This is a genomic window from Pseudomonas sp. PKS (assembly GCF_051913525.1).
GTDB classification, from domain to species: domain Bacteria; phylum Pseudomonadota; class Gammaproteobacteria; order Pseudomonadales; family Pseudomonadaceae; genus Aquipseudomonas; species Aquipseudomonas guariconensis_D.
The window spans coordinates 121,264-139,144 of sequence record NZ_JBEGDO010000003.1 but is presented as its reverse complement, the minus strand read 5'-3'; the positions used below and the strand labels follow the sequence as shown (position 1 = coordinate 139,144).

19 protein-coding genes are annotated in these 17,881 nt (G+C 62.7%); 9 read left to right on the top strand and 10 right to left on the bottom strand.

Annotated elements, in window-relative coordinates:
• Window positions 1-37: 37 nt before the first annotated feature.
• Window positions 38-2,731: an AAA family ATPase gene (locus tag ABOA88_RS04690; protein WP_437437078.1), complete on the top strand. Its 2,694-nt coding sequence runs from the start codon at window positions 38-40 to the stop codon at window positions 2,729-2,731.
• A 135-nt stretch (window positions 2,732-2,866) separates the two neighbouring features.
• On the opposite strand, the gene ABOA88_RS04685 is transcribed toward ABOA88_RS04690, so the two are convergent.
• Window positions 2,867-3,103 (bottom strand): hypothetical protein, encoded by a 237-nt coding sequence (locus ABOA88_RS04685; protein ID WP_196168670.1) that lies wholly within the window; start codon window positions 3,101-3,103, stop codon window positions 2,867-2,869.
• A gap of 130 nt (window positions 3,104-3,233) precedes the next feature.
• Window positions 3,234-4,064 carry an alpha/beta fold hydrolase gene (locus ABOA88_RS04680; protein ID WP_367851014.1) on the bottom strand — a complete coding sequence of 277 codons (831 nt, stop codon included), beginning with the start codon at window positions 4,062-4,064 and terminating at the stop codon, window positions 3,234-3,236.
• Between the two features lie 92 nt (window positions 4,065-4,156).
• Between ABOA88_RS04680 and ABOA88_RS04675 the strand changes: the two genes are divergently transcribed.
• The gene (locus tag ABOA88_RS04675) at window positions 4,157-4,594 is read left to right on the top strand and encodes a YeeE/YedE family protein (RefSeq protein WP_367851012.1); all 438 of its coding nucleotides are present in this window, start codon (window positions 4,157-4,159) and stop codon (window positions 4,592-4,594) included.
• A gap of 1 nt (window position 4,595) precedes the next feature.
• Window positions 4,596-5,015 (top strand): DUF6691 family protein, encoded by a 420-nt coding sequence (locus ABOA88_RS04670; protein WP_196168667.1) that lies wholly within the window; start codon window positions 4,596-4,598, stop codon window positions 5,013-5,015.
• Between the two features lie 14 nt (window positions 5,016-5,029).
• On the opposite strand, the gene ABOA88_RS04665 is transcribed toward ABOA88_RS04670, so the two are convergent.
• Genes ABOA88_RS04665 through ABOA88_RS04655 form a run of 3 tightly spaced genes read right to left on the bottom strand, consistent with a single transcriptional unit; the run spans window position 5,030 to window position 7,327 of the window.
• Complete coding sequence (locus ABOA88_RS04665; protein ID WP_196168666.1) at window positions 5,030-6,274, bottom strand: MgtC/SapB family protein; 1,245 nt, start codon at window positions 6,272-6,274, stop codon at window positions 5,030-5,032.
• 5 nt (window positions 6,275-6,279) lie between these two features.
• On the bottom strand, window positions 6,280-7,080 hold the full coding sequence (locus ABOA88_RS04660) for a helix-turn-helix domain-containing protein (protein ID WP_196168665.1): 801 nt from the start codon (window positions 7,078-7,080) through the stop codon (window positions 6,280-6,282).
• Window position 7,081: 1 nt separating this feature from the next.
• The gene (locus ABOA88_RS04655; RefSeq protein ID WP_196168855.1) at window positions 7,082-7,327 is read right to left on the bottom strand and encodes a hypothetical protein; all 246 of its coding nucleotides are present in this window, start codon (window positions 7,325-7,327) and stop codon (window positions 7,082-7,084) included.
• 277 nt (window positions 7,328-7,604) lie between these two features.
• Between ABOA88_RS04655 and ABOA88_RS04650 the strand changes: the two genes are divergently transcribed.
• A complete protein-coding gene (locus ABOA88_RS04650; protein ID WP_196168664.1) occupies window positions 7,605-8,528 on the top strand; it encodes a universal stress protein in 924 nt (307 codons plus the stop codon).
• A 26-nt stretch (window positions 8,529-8,554) separates the two neighbouring features.
• Here ABOA88_RS04650 and ABOA88_RS04645 read toward each other — a convergent pair whose 3' ends face one another.
• Entirely contained in the window at window positions 8,555-9,103 is a 549-nt protein-coding gene (locus ABOA88_RS04645) for a GNAT family N-acetyltransferase (protein WP_196168663.1), read from the bottom strand.
• A 184-nt stretch (window positions 9,104-9,287) separates the two neighbouring features.
• On the opposite strand from ABOA88_RS04645, the gene ABOA88_RS04640 reads away from it, so the two are divergent.
• From ABOA88_RS04640 to ABOA88_RS04625, 4 genes are read left to right on the top strand one after another with little or no spacing between them, the layout of a single operon-like run.
• Window positions 9,288-10,214, top strand: coding sequence for a universal stress protein (locus ABOA88_RS04640; protein ID WP_196168662.1), 927 nt, complete (start codon window positions 9,288-9,290; stop codon window positions 10,212-10,214).
• Window positions 10,205-11,572: an MBL fold metallo-hydrolase RNA specificity domain-containing protein gene (locus ABOA88_RS04635; RefSeq protein WP_196168661.1), complete on the top strand. Its 1,368-nt coding sequence runs from the start codon at window positions 10,205-10,207 to the stop codon at window positions 11,570-11,572. Before ABOA88_RS04640 ends, ABOA88_RS04635 begins: the two co-directional genes overlap by 10 nt.
• A 19-nt stretch (window positions 11,573-11,591) precedes the next feature.
• Window positions 11,592-12,236, top strand: coding sequence for a hypothetical protein (locus ABOA88_RS04630; RefSeq protein ID WP_367851011.1), 645 nt, complete (start codon window positions 11,592-11,594; stop codon window positions 12,234-12,236).
• A 54-nt stretch (window positions 12,237-12,290) separates the two neighbouring features.
• On the top strand, window positions 12,291-12,965 hold the full coding sequence (locus ABOA88_RS04625; RefSeq protein WP_196168660.1) for a phosphoribosyltransferase: 675 nt from the start codon (window positions 12,291-12,293) through the stop codon (window positions 12,963-12,965).
• A gap of 111 nt (window positions 12,966-13,076) precedes the next feature.
• Here ABOA88_RS04625 and ABOA88_RS04620 read toward each other — a convergent pair whose 3' ends face one another.
• The gene (locus ABOA88_RS04620) at window positions 13,077-13,646 is read right to left on the bottom strand and encodes a GNAT family N-acetyltransferase (RefSeq protein ID WP_367851009.1); all 570 of its coding nucleotides are present in this window, start codon (window positions 13,644-13,646) and stop codon (window positions 13,077-13,079) included.
• 349 nt (window positions 13,647-13,995) lie between these two features.
• On the opposite strand from ABOA88_RS04620, the gene fnr reads away from it, so the two are divergent.
• Complete coding sequence (gene fnr / locus ABOA88_RS04615; RefSeq protein ID WP_367851008.1) at window positions 13,996-14,727, top strand: fumarate/nitrate reduction transcriptional regulator Fnr; 732 nt, start codon at window positions 13,996-13,998, stop codon at window positions 14,725-14,727.
• On the opposite strand, the gene ABOA88_RS04610 is transcribed toward fnr, so the two are convergent.
• From ABOA88_RS04610 to ftsH, 3 genes are all read right to left on the bottom strand, one after another.
• Entirely contained in the window at window positions 14,702-15,433 is a 732-nt protein-coding gene (locus tag ABOA88_RS04610; RefSeq protein WP_440127972.1) for a hypothetical protein, read from the bottom strand. The two genes, fnr and ABOA88_RS04610, sit on opposite strands and share 26 nt — an antisense overlap.
• 117 nt (window positions 15,434-15,550) lie before the next feature.
• Window positions 15,551-15,976 carry a potassium channel family protein gene (locus tag ABOA88_RS04605; RefSeq protein WP_070571236.1) on the bottom strand — a complete coding sequence of 142 codons (426 nt, stop codon included), beginning with the start codon at window positions 15,974-15,976 and terminating at the stop codon, window positions 15,551-15,553.
• A gap of 28 nt (window positions 15,977-16,004) precedes the next feature.
• Window positions 16,005-17,846: an ATP-dependent zinc metalloprotease FtsH gene (ftsH, locus tag ABOA88_RS04600; RefSeq protein ID WP_196168656.1), complete on the bottom strand. Its 1,842-nt coding sequence runs from the start codon at window positions 17,844-17,846 to the stop codon at window positions 16,005-16,007.
• Window positions 17,847-17,881 lie beyond the last annotated feature (35 nt).

The window sequence follows — 17,881 nt, the reverse complement described above, 5'->3', positions numbered from 1 at the left end:
TTCCGTCGGACTTGTCCGCGAACCCTGGAGCCTATCGATCATGGCCACGCTCTGTGAGATCTGCAACGCAAGACCCGCCACCGCTCGCGTGACGGTATCGCAAAACGGACAGCGCAAGACCATGTCCATCTGCGACCACGATTACCGCCAACTGCTGCGCCATCAAAGCATGCTCAACCCCTTCGACTCGTTGCTTGGAGGCGGTTTGTCCAGCCTCTTCGGCGGCATGGGTGGTTTGCCGGATCACTTTGCCGACAGTGCCGGCCTGTCCGCTGAAGTCCAGCGCGACTCAATTGATCCGACCGATGCCTTCAGCGAGCAGACCCTGGAAATCCTTCAGCGCGCGGCCGAAAAGGCCCATGAGCTGAACCGCAGCGAAGTCGATTCGGAACACCTTCTGTACGTATTGGCCGACACCGATGTCGGCATGGCCCTGCTCAAAGAGCTGAAACTGTCGCCCAGCGACATCAAGGGCTACATCGACCAGCACGCCCAGCCCGGCAGCGGCGAAGTGGCGCCCGACAAGATGACCATCTCCCCCCGCCTGAAGAAGGCTTTCAATTTCGCCTTCCAGGCCTCGCGTGATCTTGGTCACTCCTATGTTGGCCCCGAGCACTTGCTGATCGGCCTGGCCTCGGTGCCGGACAGTATCGCCGGCACCTTGCTCAAGAAGTACGGCGTCACCCCCGAGGCGTTGCGCCAGAAAGTGCTCAAGGTCGTCGGCAAGGGCGCCGAGGACGGCCGCGTCGACACCCCCACCGGTACGCCGACCTTGGACAAGTTCGGCCGAGATCTGACCGCCATGGCCCGCGAGGGCAAGCTCGACCCGGTGCTTGGCCGCGCGCAGGAGATCGAAAGCACGATCGAAGTCCTCGCCCGGCGCAAGAAAAACAACCCCGTGTTGATCGGTGAACCCGGCGTGGGCAAGACCGCCATCGTCGAAGGCCTGGCGCAACGTATCGTCAAGGGTGAGGTGCCGGAGGTACTGCGCGGGCGGCGTCTGATCGAGGTCAATCTCAACTCGATGGTCGCCGGTGCCAAGTACCGAGGAGAATTCGAAGAGCGTGCCAAGCAACTGATCGATGAGGTCACCGCCAAACCGGACGAACTGATTCTGTTCATCGACGAACTGCACACCATCGTGGGTGCCGGGCAGGGCGGCGGCGAGGGTGGGCTGGACATCGCCAACGTGCTCAAGCCGGCGCTGGCCCGGGGTGAACTGAGCCTGATCGGCGCCACCACGCTTAACGAGTACCAGAAGCACATCGAAAAGGACGCCGCGCTGGAGCGGCGCTTCCAGCCGGTGCTGGTGCCTGAGCCTTCGGTCGAGCAGACCATCGTGATCCTGAGGGGGCTGCGTGACAGCCTCGAGGCCCACCACCAGGTGACCTTCGCCGACGAGGCGTTCGTCGCCGCCGCGGAGCTTTCGGACCGCTACATCACCACGCGTTTCCTGCCTGACAAGGCCATCGACCTGATCGATCAGGCCGCCGCCCGGGTGCGCATCGGCGCGACTTCGCGGCCAGCCGATATTCAGGAACTGGAGGCAGAAATCGCGCAGCTCAAACGCGAACAGGACTACGCCACCTCACGCAAGCGTTTCGACGAAGCCAAGGATTTCGAAGAGCGGATCAAATCCAAGAACGCGCAATTGGAAGAGCAGACCGAGGCCTGGCAGCGCAAGACCGGCTCGCAAACCCTGGAGGTCACCCTGGCGTCGATTGCCGAGGTGGTCTCGCGGCTGACCGGCGTGCCGGTGGCCGAGCTCACCCAGGAGGAGCGGCAGAAGCTGCTCAAGCTCGAAGACACCCTGCGCGCACGCCTGATCGGTCAGGGCGACGCGGTGCAGGCGGTGAGCGACGCCGTGCGCCTGTCGCGAGCGGGGTTGGGGCAAGCCCACCGACCGATCGCCACCTTCCTGTTCCTCGGTCCGACGGGTGTGGGCAAGACCGAGTTGGCCAAGGCCCTGGCTGAGGCGGTATTCGGCGACGAGCAGGCGATCATCCGCATCGACATGTCGGAGTACATGGAGCGCCACGCCGTGGCCCGGCTGATCGGCGCGCCACCCGGTTACGTTGGCTACGACGAGGGCGGGCAATTGACCGAACGGGTGCGGCGCCGGCCCTACAGCGTGATCCTGCTGGACGAGATCGAAAAGGCTCACCCGGACGTCAACAACGTGCTGTTGCAGGTGTTCGATGATGGCCGGCTGACCGATGGCAAGGGGCGAGTGGTGGACTTCAGCAACACCATCATCATCGCCACCAGCAACCTGGGGGCGCCATTGATCATGGCCAACCTGGAACGGCCCGAGGCCGAGCGCACCGACGAGAAGGCGCTCAAGGACGAACTGATGGGCGTGCTGAAGGGGCACTTCCGCCCGGAGTTCCTCAACCGCATCGACGACATCATCGTGTTCCACGCGCTGTCCCGCGACGATATCCGCGCGATCGTCAAGATCCAGCTGGAGCGGGTGGTACGCACCGCGTCGGCCCAGGATATCCATCTGATGGTCGAGGACTCGCTGGTTGATCATCTGGTGGAGGTCGGGTACCAGCCGGAATTCGGGGCCCGTGAACTGAAACGGCAGATTCGCCAGGCGGTGGAAACGCGGTTGGCCAAGGAGATACTCGGTGATCACGTCAAGGCGGGAGACAAGGTGATGCTGGGCTGGGACTCGACGAACAATCGGGTGACATTCCGCCCCGAGACAGACAGCCCTGCTCCTTGAGGCTCTATAGCGGCGCATTCAGATCTGGCCTCCGGGTGGGGATTCCTCACCTGGAGGCTAACAATCGTTTCAATTGCCGGTGATCGTCTGAGCTCGACCGGGTCACGAGCACAGCTTCAACGATGCGGGTAGGTGTCAGCCTTCAGGTGGATTTATTCCGCAAACGAAGTCATCCGTGCCCAGGCGGTGCGAGCCATATTCCACGACATAGCCATCACCGCGACGCTCGGCCTCTGCCTTGGCGGTTGTCTGGTCGGCATACACATCCACAAAATGCCAGGGATAGCGATCTCTTAGTACACCCCAGCCCAGCACACAGCCCTCATTGCCAGGATCGGCTGGAAGATTTTTGGCCAGACTGCGAATGGTCATTTCGCTCTCCTTGAAACGGTGTTCGCGGGGCGACGGTGCTCGTGTTTGAGCGGGTTTACCCGCGAAGCAGTCGCCACGGTGCAATTCCCATCAGCCCCGCGCCAAGGGCGCAGGGCTGGATCAGCGAGGGCTAGCTGCGGACAAAGGCCAGCAGGTCAGCGTTGATCGTCTCGGCGTGTGTGGTCGGCATCCCATGGGGGAAGCCGGCGTAGAGCTTGAGCGTGCTGTTCTGCAGCAGTTTGGCCGAGAGCACGCCGGCGTTCTCATGGGGCACGATCTGGTCGTCGTCTCCATGCATGACCAGAACGGGAAGGGTGATGCGCTTGAGGTCTTCGGTGAAATCGGTTTGCGAGAATGCAACGATGCCATCGTAGTGAGCCTTGGCGCCGCCCATCATGCCCTGGCGCCACCAATTGAGGATGATGCCTTGCGAAGGCTTCGCGCCCGGGCGGTTGTAGCCGTAGAACGGGCCTGCGGGGACGTCGTGGTAGAACTGCGCGCGGTTGGCGGCAAGCTGGGCCTGCAGGTCGTCGAAGATCGATTTTGGCAGGCCGCCGGGGTTGGCGTCGGTCTTGACCATCAACGGCGGCACCGCACTGATGATGACAGCCTTGGACACGCGATCCTGCCCATGGCGGGCAATATAGTGCACGACCTCGCCGCCGCCTGTGGAGTGGCCGACATGAACGGCGCCATGGGTGCCCAGGTGATCGACCACCGCAGCCACATCATCGGCATAGTGGTCCATGTCATGGCCATCCCATACCTGGCTCGAGCGCCCATGGCCGCGGCGGTCGTGCGCCACCACACGAAACCCTTGGGCCAGGAAGAACAGCATCTGGGCATCCCAGTCATCGGCACTGAGCGGCCAGCCATGGTGGAAATGGATAACCTGCGCATCGCGGGGGCCCCAGTCCTTGTAGAAGATCTCAACCCCGTCTTTCGTCGTGACGTATCCCATGCTTGCATCTCCTGTGTAGGTGAAGTTCGGCACTGCCCATCAACTGTAGGATTAAAATTCAGATTGGGCTCAACTCGATCGCGGAGGATGCGATGACAATTGATTGGATGGCCTTCACACCCTGGTCGGCCTTGGCTGGCGGCGCACTGATCGGGCTGGGGGCTGGCCTGTTCGTGGTCGCCAACGGACGCATTGCGGGAATCAGCGGTTTGCTCAGCTCGGTGTTTCAGCGTCGGGCTGAGGGGCGTGGCGAGAAAATCGCGTTTCTCCTGGGCCTGCTGGCAGCGCCGCTGCTGTGGACGATGTTTGCCATGCTGCCGCCTGCGCATTTCGCCACCACCCCTTGGGTGCTCGTGATTGCGGGTCTGCTGGTCGGTCTGGGTACACGCTATGGCAGTGGATGCACCAGTGGTCATGGTGTCTGCGGTCTTTCTCGTCTGTCGCCCCGTTCACTGGTGGCCACGCTGTGCTTCATGGCAACGGGCTTTCTCACGGTCTTTGTCGTTCGACATCTTCTACAAGGAAGCTGACATGTCCCGTATCAGTGGCTTTATCGCAGGGGTTCTGTTCGGCATGGGGTTGTTGCTGGCGGGTATGGCCAATCCTGCCAAGGTGCTTGGGTTTCTCGACCTTGCCGGGCAGTGGGATCCCTCACTGGGGTTGGTGATGGTCGGCGCTATCGGTGTGGCGTTGCTGCCCATGGCCTGGGCGCGCAAGCATGGCGTGGCGGTGTTGGGCGGCAAGATGCAACTGCCTGACCGGCGTGATGTGGATCGCCGGCTGGTCGGGGGCAGCCTGCTGTTTGGCGTCGGATGGGGGCTTGCGGGTGTCTGCCCAGGGCCGGCGCTGGTCCTGCTGCCTGCCGGGTATTGGCAGGCTTGGTTGTTCGTGGTTGCGATGCTCGCCGGGATGGCGCTGTTCCAATGGGTCGAGGCGCGTCGTGGCAATTGATGGCTGGAACGCACCTACACCGTGACCAGAAGGCCCAGCCACATTGCGCCGAGCACCGTCAATTGCCCTGGAACGAGGTATCGGGTGAAGGGCAGCCCACCGCGGATCAACGCCAGGACGCATTTGGACAGCGTATTACCGGTCAATACCATCATGGCGGGTACGACCAGGCTTGGTATGGTCATTTGGCCGGCGGCCACCAATGACGCAATGGACGCAGTAGCCGCGTGCGCATCCCCCACGCCACTGATGAAGGCCGCCAGGTTGACGCCCTGTTGGCCAAGGTGCCGCAGCAGGAAGGTGGAAAACAACGCGATGCCTGTAATGGCCAGGGTTATGGCGAACGCGACCCATAAACTGAAGGCGCCATCCGCCAGTTTGGCGGCTGAAGGCGATGACGCCGTATGCCAAGGGGCTAACAGGATGACGCCAGCGCAGAAGGTCGCAATCACCCCCAGACCGATCGATGGCCAGAACGGGGTTATCAAGCGCGGATCCACGATGCCAAGGACCAATGCGAACTGGGTGATCGTGGCAAAGTTGGACAGCACAGCCGCTGCTGCGAGCGATCTGGCATTTCGGTTGTCGGTTCGGGCCTGTCGAGCGAGCACCGCGATGGTGGCAGCGCCAGAGGCAAATCCTGACGCGATCGCGCTTATCGGCAGGCCATAACGAGGCCCCATCACACGCATGGCGATGTGTCCGAGCGCTCCGACAGCCATCAACAGCACGACCAGGGTGCAGATTACATGTGGATTCAGTGCGCCGTAGGGGCCCATGAACCGGTCTGGCGTCAATGGCAGCACGACCAGGGTGATGGTCAGTAACGTCAACCCGTCCCGAACTTCCGCTTCGCTCAATTGCTGCAACACGAAATGATGAAGTTCGCGGCGCAGGGTCAGCAGCACCGTCAGGACGACACCGACGGCCGTTGCCAGCTCGGGTTGTTCCAGGCTCAGCGCGCCCAGCACGAGCACCAGCAGCAAGGCCACTTCGCTGGTGATTTCAGGCTCTTTCTGCGCATGTTTGCGATAGTACATACACACCAGCAGTGCCAGACAAACGAACGCGACAGCTGCCAGTATCGGACCTGCCAGGACCATGCTCAGGTAGCCCAGCAAAGACGTGATGGCGAAAGTTCTCAGCCCTGCCGCGGTCTGATCTTCGCTGCGGCTTTTCTTGCGCTCGCGCTCCAGGCCCACGAGCATGCCGATTCCCAGCGCCACCGCGCCATGGGCCAGGGTCGCGGAATCGAGCATGGTGGCTAGGTGCTGGCAGGACGCTGGGCGTCGCCACAGCCCTGTTCCAGGGCCATCAGTGCTGGCATGTCCAGAATCTCGACGAGGCGGCCGTGCAAGTCGACGATACCCAGGGCGCGCAAGCGGGCGACCGATCGGCAGATCGTTTCCAGGCGTAGTCCCAGGTAGGAGGCCATGTCTTCCCGCGACATGCGTAGCATGAAGCCATGAGCGGAATAGCCCCGGCTGACGAAGCGCTTGGACAAGCCCAGCAGGAAACTGGCAAGCCGCTCCTCGGCACTGAGGTTGCACAGCATCAGCACACGTTCGTGCTCGCGTACGATTTCCCGGCTCATCAAGCGATTCAGGCTTTGCTGCAGGACGGGAAAATCCCGTGCCAGCGATTGCAACCGCCGGTAGGGAATGGGGCAGACTTCGCTGTCTTCCAGGGCGATGGCGTCACACACGTGAAACTCGGTGGCAATGGCGTCGAGCCCCAGCACGTCGCCTGGCATCCAGAAGTTGATCACCACACCCAAGCCTTCGGCATTGTTCAGGCTCGTCTTGAAGCTGCCGCAGCGCACGGCGTAGAGGGTATCCAACGGTGCATTGGCATTGAACAGCGCAGCGCCTTTCTTGATGCGTATGCGTGGGCCCACCAGGCTGCCCAGACAGGTGCTGTCGCTTACCGGCAGGCCGGTTGGCAGGCACAGCCCGCTGACCCGGCATTCCTGGCACGGGGACGCCAGCGGCTTGAGGTGGATGGGGGTTGCCTTGGCTGCGGGGATGGGCTGCTCGAGCATCCGGACCCTGATCTGACTGGTCATTTCAGGCCTCCTTCACGCATCGCCCGAGCGATGGCATTGCCTGGTCGGCATGCGGCTGCATACCCGCCACGTGGTGCCAGATCGGGCAGTCGGCGAGCATGTCCAGCGAATGGGGGGCGTTGAGCCGGGCCGTGAGCCGTTCGACGAACTGTTCGGCCTCATCCGGCGTTCTGAAGCCAACGTGCCATTGGTCCATGTGGACACACCAGCGGTGCTGATCGGCGTTTACCTCGATATAGACGTTCATCGGAACCTCCAGAGCGCGCGTGAGCAAGGACATGCGTATCGATTCGTAGTGCGATGGCGTCCTGCCGACGGCCCTGAAGACCAGGGGGGGCATTGCACGATTGCTGTTGCTGTGGGGTTAGCGTGCGCCGTAAATGCTTTGGAGCTTTGATCCGTGTCAAATTCCCGGTTCGCCGGCGCCGCCGTTTGTCTGAGCCGTTCGAGTTGATAAACATCAAGTCGGGCAGGCGCCGGTGGCAGATGATCGAGGCACGCTTCCCCAACCGCAGAGGTGTGTCATGGACAATCAACGACTCTTGCTCATCGTGTCGCCCTTGATGCGTCGCACGCCGGTCTATGACCGAGCCGCCGCGCTGGCCAAGGCCAAGGGCATGCCCCTGCACATCGTGGCCTTCGACTACCTCGAAGGGCTTGCCACCGCGGGGCTGGTCAACGACCAGGCCCTTGCCGTCATGCGTGATGGGTATGTGCGCCAACACCGTGAGTGGCTGGAAACCCAGGCACTGTCGATGCGGCGCAATGGTGTGACGGTCACCACCGAGGTGGTGTGGGTCCAAAATCCGCTGGACGAGATCCTGGTGCATCTGCGCGAGCAGAAATTCGCCATGCTCATCAAGGCGCTCGAGCACGAGCCGTGGTGGGTGCGCGCGATGTTCACCTCACTGGACATCCAGCTGCTGCGCGAAACCAGCATTCCCCTGCATCTGGTGAACAAGGCCAGTCATGCACTGCCACGCAAGATACTGGCGGCAGTGGACCTGTCCCGGCCCGAAGATCAGATCGAGGGGCTCAACGACCAGATCATCAGTGAAGCGCTCAAGCTGGCGTTGCAATGCAATGCCCAGATCGACCTGCTGTACGTCTATGACCTGGGCTCGATGTATGTTGACGCCGGCGGTGGTCGCGAGCACTCGTTCCTGTTCGACACGAACCTGTTCAAGACCCTTCACGAAGCCCAGAGCGAGGCGTTCCAGGCGCTGGCCGAGCGCAATGGTATCGCCGCCGAGCACCGTCACATGCGCGTCGGCGATCCGGCCAAGGGCCTGGCGTTGTACATGCAGAACAACGACACCGACGTGCTGGTGATGGGCAGCTATCACCATCATGGTATTGGCTGGTTCATTGGCAGTACGGCAGAGCGGGTGCTGCACCGGCTCGACAGCAGCGTGCTGGTGATCTCGCCGGAACGCTCCCGAGGCTGACATCCAAGGCCCGCAAGGGCCTTGTTTCAGGTTCTGAGATCCAGCTCGTGGAGGATCTCGCTGACATCGCCCCCCAGGTAACGTGAGGTGAAGCCCAGCGCCTTGGTCAGTCGGTGCATGGCATAGTTGTTTGCCAGGTCCCTGGACACCATGCAGTGATAGCCATTGCGCCGGGCCGCGTCGATCAGGTGCTTGAGCAGCAACCTGCCCAGGCCCTTGCGTTGCCATTGTTCGCTGACTGCGACTGCGCATTCGCAATTGTGGCTGCCGGGAATCCCTGCATAGCGGCTCACGCCGACCTGTCTGAGTTGGCCGTCCTCATGCGCAAGTGCCACGTATGCCATGCACCGGTGGTAGTCCACCGGCATCAGCCGTGCATCCAGGTTGGGCAAGCCGCTGCTGAGCCCGGCGATGAAGCGAAAGCGCCGTGACTCATAGGTGATCGTGCTGAGAAAGCGCTTGTCCCGTTCATGATCTTCATCGCGCAGTGGGCGGATCAGTACGACAGCGTCATCCGCAAGATGCTCCACCCAATGTTCCTCCACGTCCGGCTGCTTGACGGGTTGCTTGTTCATGTCGCCTCCGATGATCCGGTCGATACCCTGCGAACCGTTGTACCGCGGTGGCCCGGTCCGGTTCTGACAATCGTCAAGTTCATGCGGGACGAGTGGTTTTCTGATCTGCATCAAGCGGCGAGGGGGCTGTTTACCGAAGATCGATTGTATCCCCACTCCTGCCGTGCAAGCCCGGAGGTCCGCCATGGGTCAGTATCGACAACTGCTGGTGCTGCTTACCGACATCGATCCGCATTCCGCGGCCCTGCGCAGGGCGCTTGCCCTGGCCCATGTCAGCGGGGCCAGCGTGCATGTACTGGGGCTGTTCGAACCCAGCGAAGAGCACCTGCTACGGGAGGAGCGACTGAACGAGGCGGATATCAAGCGCCAGTTTAACCACTACCGCGAGCGCCTCGCGCAGCTGGTCGACCGGCACCGGGCCAGCGGTGTCGCGCTGACGGTCGACAGCCTTCATGCCGAAGACATTCGCAGCCAGGCCATCGATTACCTGTGCGAAATGCAACCCGACATGGTCATCAAGGACAGCGAAGCGGCGCCGGCGCTGGCGCGGCTGTTCGGCACGCCGCTGGACTGCGCGCTGATGCGTGGGTTCAAGGGAATGGTGCAATTCGTGCCAACGGCGGCGGTGTCGCTGCCCAAACGCATCATGGTTGCCGTGGACACCGCCTTCAGCGATACCCCTGAGGCCCAGGCGCTGTTCAATCGCGGGCTGGTCCGGGCCGCGCAAGCGCTGGCCCTGCAGTGCGATGCGCAGCTGCACCTGCTGTCGGCGTACAACCTGGCGGGGGTGTTTGCCTCGGACATGAACGTGACCCAGGCGTGGATCGACGAAATGCACAGCGCCCTCCAAGAGCCTTTCGACACCCTGGCCGATGCCGAAGGCGTCCCCCAGGATCGTCGGCTTTTCAAGGAAGGTGGGCCTGTGCAGGTCATTCGCGAGCAGGTGGCCGTGCTGGATACGGACGTGGTGGTCATGGGCGTCGTGCAGCCCAAGGGATTGGACAAGCTGCTGGGCGATACCACTGAACGCATCGTCAGCCGACCGCCTTGCAGTGTGCTGGCGGTTCATCCCCATGTGATCCAGACCTGGGAGCCGCAGCCATGCAACTGACCTTCCTAGGCGGTACCGGCACCGTTACCGGCAGCAAATTCCTGTTGACCCGCGACAGCACCCGCGTGCTGATCGACTGCGGGCTGTTCCAGGGCTACAAGCAGTTGCGCCTGCGCAACTGGGAGCCCTTGCCCGCCCCCCTGCGTGCGCTCGATGCCGTGGTGCTGACCCACGCTCACCTCGATCACAGCGGGTACCTCCCGGTGTTGGCACGCGAAGGGTATTGCGGGCCGATCTATGCGACGCCGGCTACCTGCGCCTTGGCCGAAATCCTGCTGCTCGACAGCGCCCGGTTGCAAGAAGAGCAGGCCGAGCACGCCAACCGGCATGGCTATTCCAAGCATTCACCGGCGCGCCCGCTCTATACCGAGCAGGATGCCAAGCGCGCGCTGGCGCTGTTTCGCCCGGTAGAGTTGCACCACAGTACCGTGGTTGCCGAGGGCATGGAGCTTCTGCTACGTACGGCCGGGCATATTTTGGGCGCTGCGACCGTGCAGATCACCGCCGACGGCCAGCGATTGCTGTTTTCCGGCGACCTGGGACGCCCGCAGGACCCGATCATGCACGCGCCCGAACTGGTCAGGACGGCAGATGTACTGCTGGTGGAGTCCACCTACGGGGATCGCAAGCATCCTGACGAATCCACCGAGCAGTACCTGGCCCAGGTCATCAACCAGACGCTCCTGCGCCATGGCATCACCTTGGTGCCATCCTTCGCCGTGGGCCGAGCCCAGCTACTGATGTACTACCTGTACAAGCTCAAACGCGACGGGCTGATACCGGACATTCCGGTCTATCTCAACAGCCCGATGGCGACCGATGCCACCGTCCTGTACCAGCAGTTCAGGAGCGAGCACCGCCTGTCACCGGCGGAGTGCGCTGCGATGTGCAGGGGCACACACATCATCCGCACCGTCGATGAGTCCCGGCGCCTGGACCAGCTGCGCGAGCCGGCGGTGATCATTGCCGCCAGCGGTATGGCGACCGGCGGGCGGGTGCTGCATCACCTCAAGGCGCTGGCGCCCAATCCCCGCAACAGCATCCTGTTTTCGGGTTTCCAGGCCGGTGGTACACGCGGCGCCGATATCGTCGCCGGCGCGCACAGCGTGCGCGTACATGGCGAAGATGTGCCCATCAGGGCGCAGGTGTATGCGATGGAGAATCTTTCGGCGCATGCCGATGCTGACGAAATCATGGAGTGGTTGCGCGGGTTCGCCCGACCGCCTCGCCAGACCTATGTCATCCATGGCGAGCCGCACGCGGCCGACACCTTGCGCCGGCGTATCAGCCTCGAGCTCGGATGGCAGGTCTGCGTACCCGAACATCAGGAAACCGTTGCCATAGACCCTGTGCGCTAGCCAGGCGCGGGAGGCTGTCATGGATACACAAGCAGGGGCAAAACTCAAAGCATGGATGCAGCGGCCCAAGGGGAGTCTGGGTTGGATCATGGCCATCGTCACCTGGGTGGTGGCCGCCTCCGCCTACCAGGCGTTGGGCCCGTCCTGGCGCCTGCCGATGCGTGATCCCGCGGTCTTGTTGACGTTGCTGGCCTTGAGCATCGCGGTGGGCTGGGCCGTGCAGCGCGGCGTGAGGCGCACAGTGGGCAAAGCCATTTTCGAAGGGCAGACCACCGGCTGGCAGGCCAGGCTCGCCTTCATCCGGGCGGTAGCCCGGGAGTCGAATGTGCTGCTGGGCATGCTGGCGCTCTTGGCTGTGCTCGGCGCCAGCACGCTCTGGCTGGCAGGCCGCTCCGTGGAGCGTATCGTGGATAGATGCCAGGCCAACTTGCAGGCCCAGGTGGAGGCGCCCGAGGACGAGCCCCTCGCCACACGGGTGGGCAGGCCGGTGTGCTCATGCCTGGCGCAGGCCTTTCTGGACCGCAATGGCGTGATCCGACTGGCGTTGTTCGCGACACCGTTGCAGCAAGCGAGCACCTTCAAGGCCCTGACGCCCGCGGATGAGCGGCGGTGTCTGGCGCAGTTCGACTTGCTGCCCGAAGAGGCCGCCAAGACGATGCCCTAGACGCGCGATAGGCGATCGAATCAACAGGCGTCCTTCGCGACGCAGGAGGTTCCCATGACTCAGGATCTTGCACGGCAGACCACCTTTGCGAACCGCACCGAAGCCGGTCGAGCCCTGGTGGAGCCGTTGCGTGGATACGCCAACAGGCCTGATGCGATCGTGCTCGCATTGCCCCGTGGTGGTGTGCCGGTGGCGTATGAAGTTGCCACGGCCCTCGGGCTTCGCCTGGACCTGCTGGTGGTGCGCAAGCTCGGCCTGCCTTCGCATCCGGAGTACGCCATGGGCGCGATTGCCAGCGGGGGCATCCGCATTCTCAATGACGATGCGCTCCGGGCGTACCCCATCGACCGCACCCGTTTCGAGGCTGTGCTGGCCCAGGAAACCCAGGAACTGCTGCGACGGGAAAAGCAATACCGGGGCATTCGCCCACCGCTGCAGCTCAAGGACCAGGTGGTGATCCTTATCGACGACGGCCTGGCCACAGGCGCCTCGATGATGGCCGCCGTTCAGGCGGTGCGGGTACAGGCGCCTTCGCGCATCGTGGTTGCGGTGCCGGTCTCGCCCCCGGACACACTCGACGCCTTGTACGCAAAGGTGGAACAGGTCATTTGCCCGCTGGTGCCGGAGCGGATGGTCTCGGTCGGCTATTGGTACCTGGATTTTCCACAGACCACCGACGAAGAAGTCCTGGCGCTCATGCACAAGGCAAGCTTGCGTGAGTCAACGTGAGATTGCCGGTCGTAGAGTTTCTCCAGCAAGCTGTTCTAAGGTGCGTTCATCAACGTCATCCCCCCAGGTGGATAGCTGACGGCGGCCCAGCAGGACCGCCGCGACACCGTTTCAGACCAGCGAGAGGCGATGGATGACTTGGCTGGCGTCATCCGGATCCCGGGTCGTGGTGAACCCCGCCGCCTGGGCAAGATCACGCATCGCTACGTTCGAGGCGGCATCGATCGAATACATCGCTCGCAGGCCTCTGCTGCGGGCATGGTCGATCAGGTGTTTGAGCAGCAGACGGCCCAGACCGTGATGCTGCCAGCTGTCGAGGACCGATACCGCGCATTCGCACTCGTCGTCCTTCTCGCAGGCGGCATAGCGGGAAATGCCCACTTCCTGCAGTTCGCCATCGACGTGGGCAAGCGCGACATAGGCGGCGTGCCGGTCCTGGTCGACATTCATCAGTTGGTTGAGCATTGCCTCGCCAGGCTCTTTGAGCTGGCACAGGAAGCGGAAATGACGCGATTCTGGGGATAGCCGTTCGATAAAGGCCTTTTCGCGCTGGCGGTCCTTGGGTTGCAAGGGCCTGATCAGCACATGGGTGCCATTGTCGAGTGCTTCGATCCAGTGCTCGCCGGAGGGCACGAGGAACGAGGGTGCGGTGTGCTTAGGGGTCATATCGGCGGTCGCCATGGCAATTTCCTCGTTTGCAAAAGGACGATGGAAATCCAGTTTCAACGTTCAGGACTTGATCGACTTGATCGTTATCAAGTGCGCGGTTGCCGGTCATCGCAGGTCGCTCGACCGCATTCCTGCCTCACCTGGTGCGGCGCATTCGCCCTCATGGTTCGGCTCAGGTACCCGTTGGGGCCACCGGAAACGATTGCCTGGCGCATGACCATGACGAGGGCTCGCGGTCTTGTCTTGATCTTGTTCAGGTTCAGGCAGGGAGGCAGATGACCCTTGGTCGGCCATGGCGCATGGCTCAGGCGAAGCGGCTAGTTTTTATATATGCCCTGCATGAGAAAGCGGAGGCATCGTCATGACAGGCTCTGAAGATTTGGGGGCAAGGCCCCAGGTGAAGTGCCTTGCGTGCTCATTGAGCCGGCTTTGCCTGCCCGCCAGCCTCAGTGCCGACGAAGTGGACAAGCTCGAGCGCATCGTGCGCCGGAATCGCCCGCTAAAGAAGGGCGAGTACCTGTTCAAGGCCGATGAGCCCATGGATCACGTGTTTGCCCTGCGCTCAGGGGCCATCAAGAATTTCCTGCTCGACGCCGAAGGCAACGAGCGGGTCAGCGGATTCATCCTGCCGGGGGAAATGCTGGGCCTGGATGCCATCGGTGCCAGTCATTACCGAAGCTACGCCCTGGCGCTGGACGTATCGCTGGTCTGCTCGATCAAGCTCGATCAACTGGTTGACCTGTCGGGGCAGATTCCCGGCCTGCGCTACCAGCTGTTGCACATGCTCAGCCTGGGGATCCAGGGCAAGGATGAACACCTGCGCTGCTGCCATGGGCGTGCCGACCAGCGCCTTGCGATATTCCTGCTGGGCATGTCGGCTCGGTATCACCAGCGGGGCCTACGTACCGACCTGTTCAGGCTGCCCATGTCCCGAGGCGACATTGCCAACTACCTGGATCTGACGCTCGAAACCGTCAGCCGGCTGTTCAGCCGATTCACCCAGGCAGGGTTCATTGAATGCGTCGGTCGGGAAGTCAGGCTTGTCGACCAGCAAAGCCTGGTCAACCTCACCCGGGTGGAGGAGGCCGGCTGAGCATCGCGAGCACCCGGTCATAGCGTTGCACCGGGCCTTCCAGCGCAGATCGCCAGCGCTCTGCTTGGGGCGCCACTTGATCCGTACGTAGCCAGATACGCTGTGCAGGTACGCCGTGTTGCCAGCACAGGCGGGCGGCTTGGCGGGCGATGTGCGCCGGCGCGCAGCAGTAGACGGTGTCGGGCTTGAAATGCGTCAGTTGGCCTGCAATTTGCGCCCATCCGCTGCAGCTGTTGCGGGGCAGGGGAGACAGCGTCGAGAGCCTGTGGAGACAATCATCGGGTAGCTGATCGTGGGGGAAGCCTTCGTGCGACAGTTGCACCTGCACCCAGGGGAGCCAGCAGAGGATTTCATCCAGGCAGCCAAGAAGCGCCAGGATCCCTTCTCCTCGGGTGATCGCCAGCAGCCGCGCACTGTGCAACGGAATCGGCCAAGCGCTGCCCAGCGGCCCTGAGTAATCGAGAACATCACCTGCCTGCCCCAATGCTTGGGTGCGATGCGTGGTCACGATGAAGCGCCTGGCCATGCCTGGCAGGCTGACGTAGCTGCACGACAGGTCAACGCCTTGGCTGCCCAGCAGGCAGTACTGGCCCGGCATCGCTTCCGTGAGCTGCGAGCCGCACAGCTCCAGGCGCAAGCATTGCTGGATGCCTGGGCCCGGTAACACTTCCAGTAACCGGACACCTCCGCTGTCTTCCCGCCTCATACGCGCCTCGAACGTGCAAGCGTTACGTGCTTGCTTCAGGCTAGGCCTCTGCCACAGGCGCACTTTGATCAGGGTCAAACCGGCATCCGAGGGCTTCCTTCAGCCGATGACGCATCGCTACTTGGCCTTCCAGTACTTTTGCATCTCCAGGAACAGGAACGATGCCGTCCAGGTGATCAACACCAGGCCTGTCAGCGCTTGCAGGCCTGTGAGGTACTTGAGATTGCCCGTGGGGGCGATGTCGCCGAAGCCGATGGTGGTGTAGGTGGTGAAGGAGAAGTACACGCAGTCCATGAACGTGCCGTCGAAATTGCCACTGAACGAGCCCCAGCCTTCGGCATTGGCCATCAGGTAGTAGGCCAGGGCGAAGCACCACACCTCCAATGCATGGGCTAGCAGCGCCCCGAACACACCGACCACGATCCGGAAGCGGCTCCATAGCTTCAGCCGTGGCAGCCAGTCGTTCAGGCGCAGAAGGCATTCGTAGTGAATGATCACCACAAGAATCACGACCAGTGTGTTGATCAGCGTGACGGTGAGCATGGCAGGCACCCTGGCCGAGATCGGATGATTATTTTGCAGTGCCGATCAATGGAGATGCCACAGGCTCCTTGAGCTGCGGCTGCAGGGCGGGAAACTCCTCGGGCGTGAGGGTTTCTTTGGCCAGCAGCAAGCGCGCGCCTGCGTCCAGATCGGCGCGGCGTTGCTCAAGCAATGCCTGGGCTCGCTTGTAGGCCTGCTCGAGCAGCTCACGAATGCCAAGGTCGATTTCCCGCGCCGTTTGCTCGGAGTAATCCTTGTGCTCCTGACGCAACAGGGCGTCTCCAAGGTAACTGGCCTGCTGGCGCTCCAGCACCGCCTGGCCCAATTCAGGGCTCATGCCGAACCGGGTGATCAGTTGTCGGGCAATATCGGTGGCGCGGCCCAGGTCATCGGCGGCCCCGGTGGACACCTGGCCGAATGCCAGGCTTTCGGCCGCACGTCCTGCCATCAATACGACGATACGGTCCCTGAGCATCTGCGCGCTGATCAGGAAGCGGTCGTCCGTCGGCCTTTGCAGGGTATAGCCCAGCGACCCCGCGGCCCGTGGGATGATCGACACCTTGTGGACCGGATCCATCGCCGGCAGGCTGCTGGCGGCCAGGGCATGGCCCATTTCGTGATACGCCACGACCTGGCGTTCGTCTTCACGCAGCACGGTGCTCTTGCGTTCCACCCCGGCGACCAGACGCTCGACCGCTGCAGTGAAGTCTTGCAGTTCGACCCACTGACTGGCGCGCCGGGTGGCGACGATGGCCGCCTCGTTGACCAGGTTGGCCAGGTCGGCGCCGGTCAGGCCAGGCGTGATATCGGCGATGCGTTCGCAATCCAGGTCGTTCTTGTAGACGATCTTGTGCAGGTGCACTTTCAGGATCGCCAGGCGGCCCTTGCGATCGGGCCGGTCTATCAGGATCTGCCGGTCGAATCGTCCCGCGCGCAGCAACGCCGGGTCCAACACCTCGGGGCGGTTGGTGGCTGCCAGCAGCACGACGCCTTCGCGCGGATCGAAGCCGTCCAGTTCGGCCAGCAGTTGGTTCAGCGTCTGCTCCTTCTCGTCATTGCCACCCAGGTTGCCGATACCGCGCATCTTGCCCAGGGCGTCCAGCTCATCGATGAAAATGATGCACGGTGCCGCGTGTCGGGCTTGGTCGAACAGATCGCGCACTCGGGCGGCGCCCACGCCCACGAACATTTCCACGAACTCCGATCCGGAGATCGAGAAGAAGGGGACTCCCGCCTCTCCGGCGATGGCCTTGGCCACCAAGGTCTTGCCGGTTCCGGGGGGGCCGACCAGCAAGGTGCCTTTGGGGACGTGGGCCCCCAGGCGTGCGTACCAGGCCTGGTTTTTCAGGAACGAGACGATTTCGATCAGTTCATCCTTGACGTCATCGATCCCGGCAACATCGGCGAAGGTGACCTTGATGTCCCGCTGGGCATAGACCCGCGCACGGGACTTGCCGACACTCATCAAGCCCCCCAGCCCTTGCTTTTCCCCAAATCCACGGAAGATGAAGAACCAGGCGCCGAGCATGACCACCAACGGCAGCAACCAGCCCGCCAAGTCAGCGACCGTGTTGTCTTCTGCCAGACCGGTGAACGCCACCCCGGACCGGCTGAGTTGCGCCGACAGCGCCGGATCGACGCGGACGGTGGAAAACCGCTCGCGCCCATCGATGGGCTCCTGCAGCCTGCCCTGGATACGATTGCGCTTGATTTGCAGATCACTGACTTTTTGCTGTTCGAGCAGTTGCAGGAACTGGCTGTAAGGGAGGGTTGCGACAGCCGAGCGGTCGAACAGACTGAACAGCAGTGCGGTGAGCAGCGCGAGCGCGATCGCCAGGTAATACAGTTTCGATGGCTGATCTTTGTTCATGGCCGCAGTTCCTCGAGACGATCATCGGACGGGGC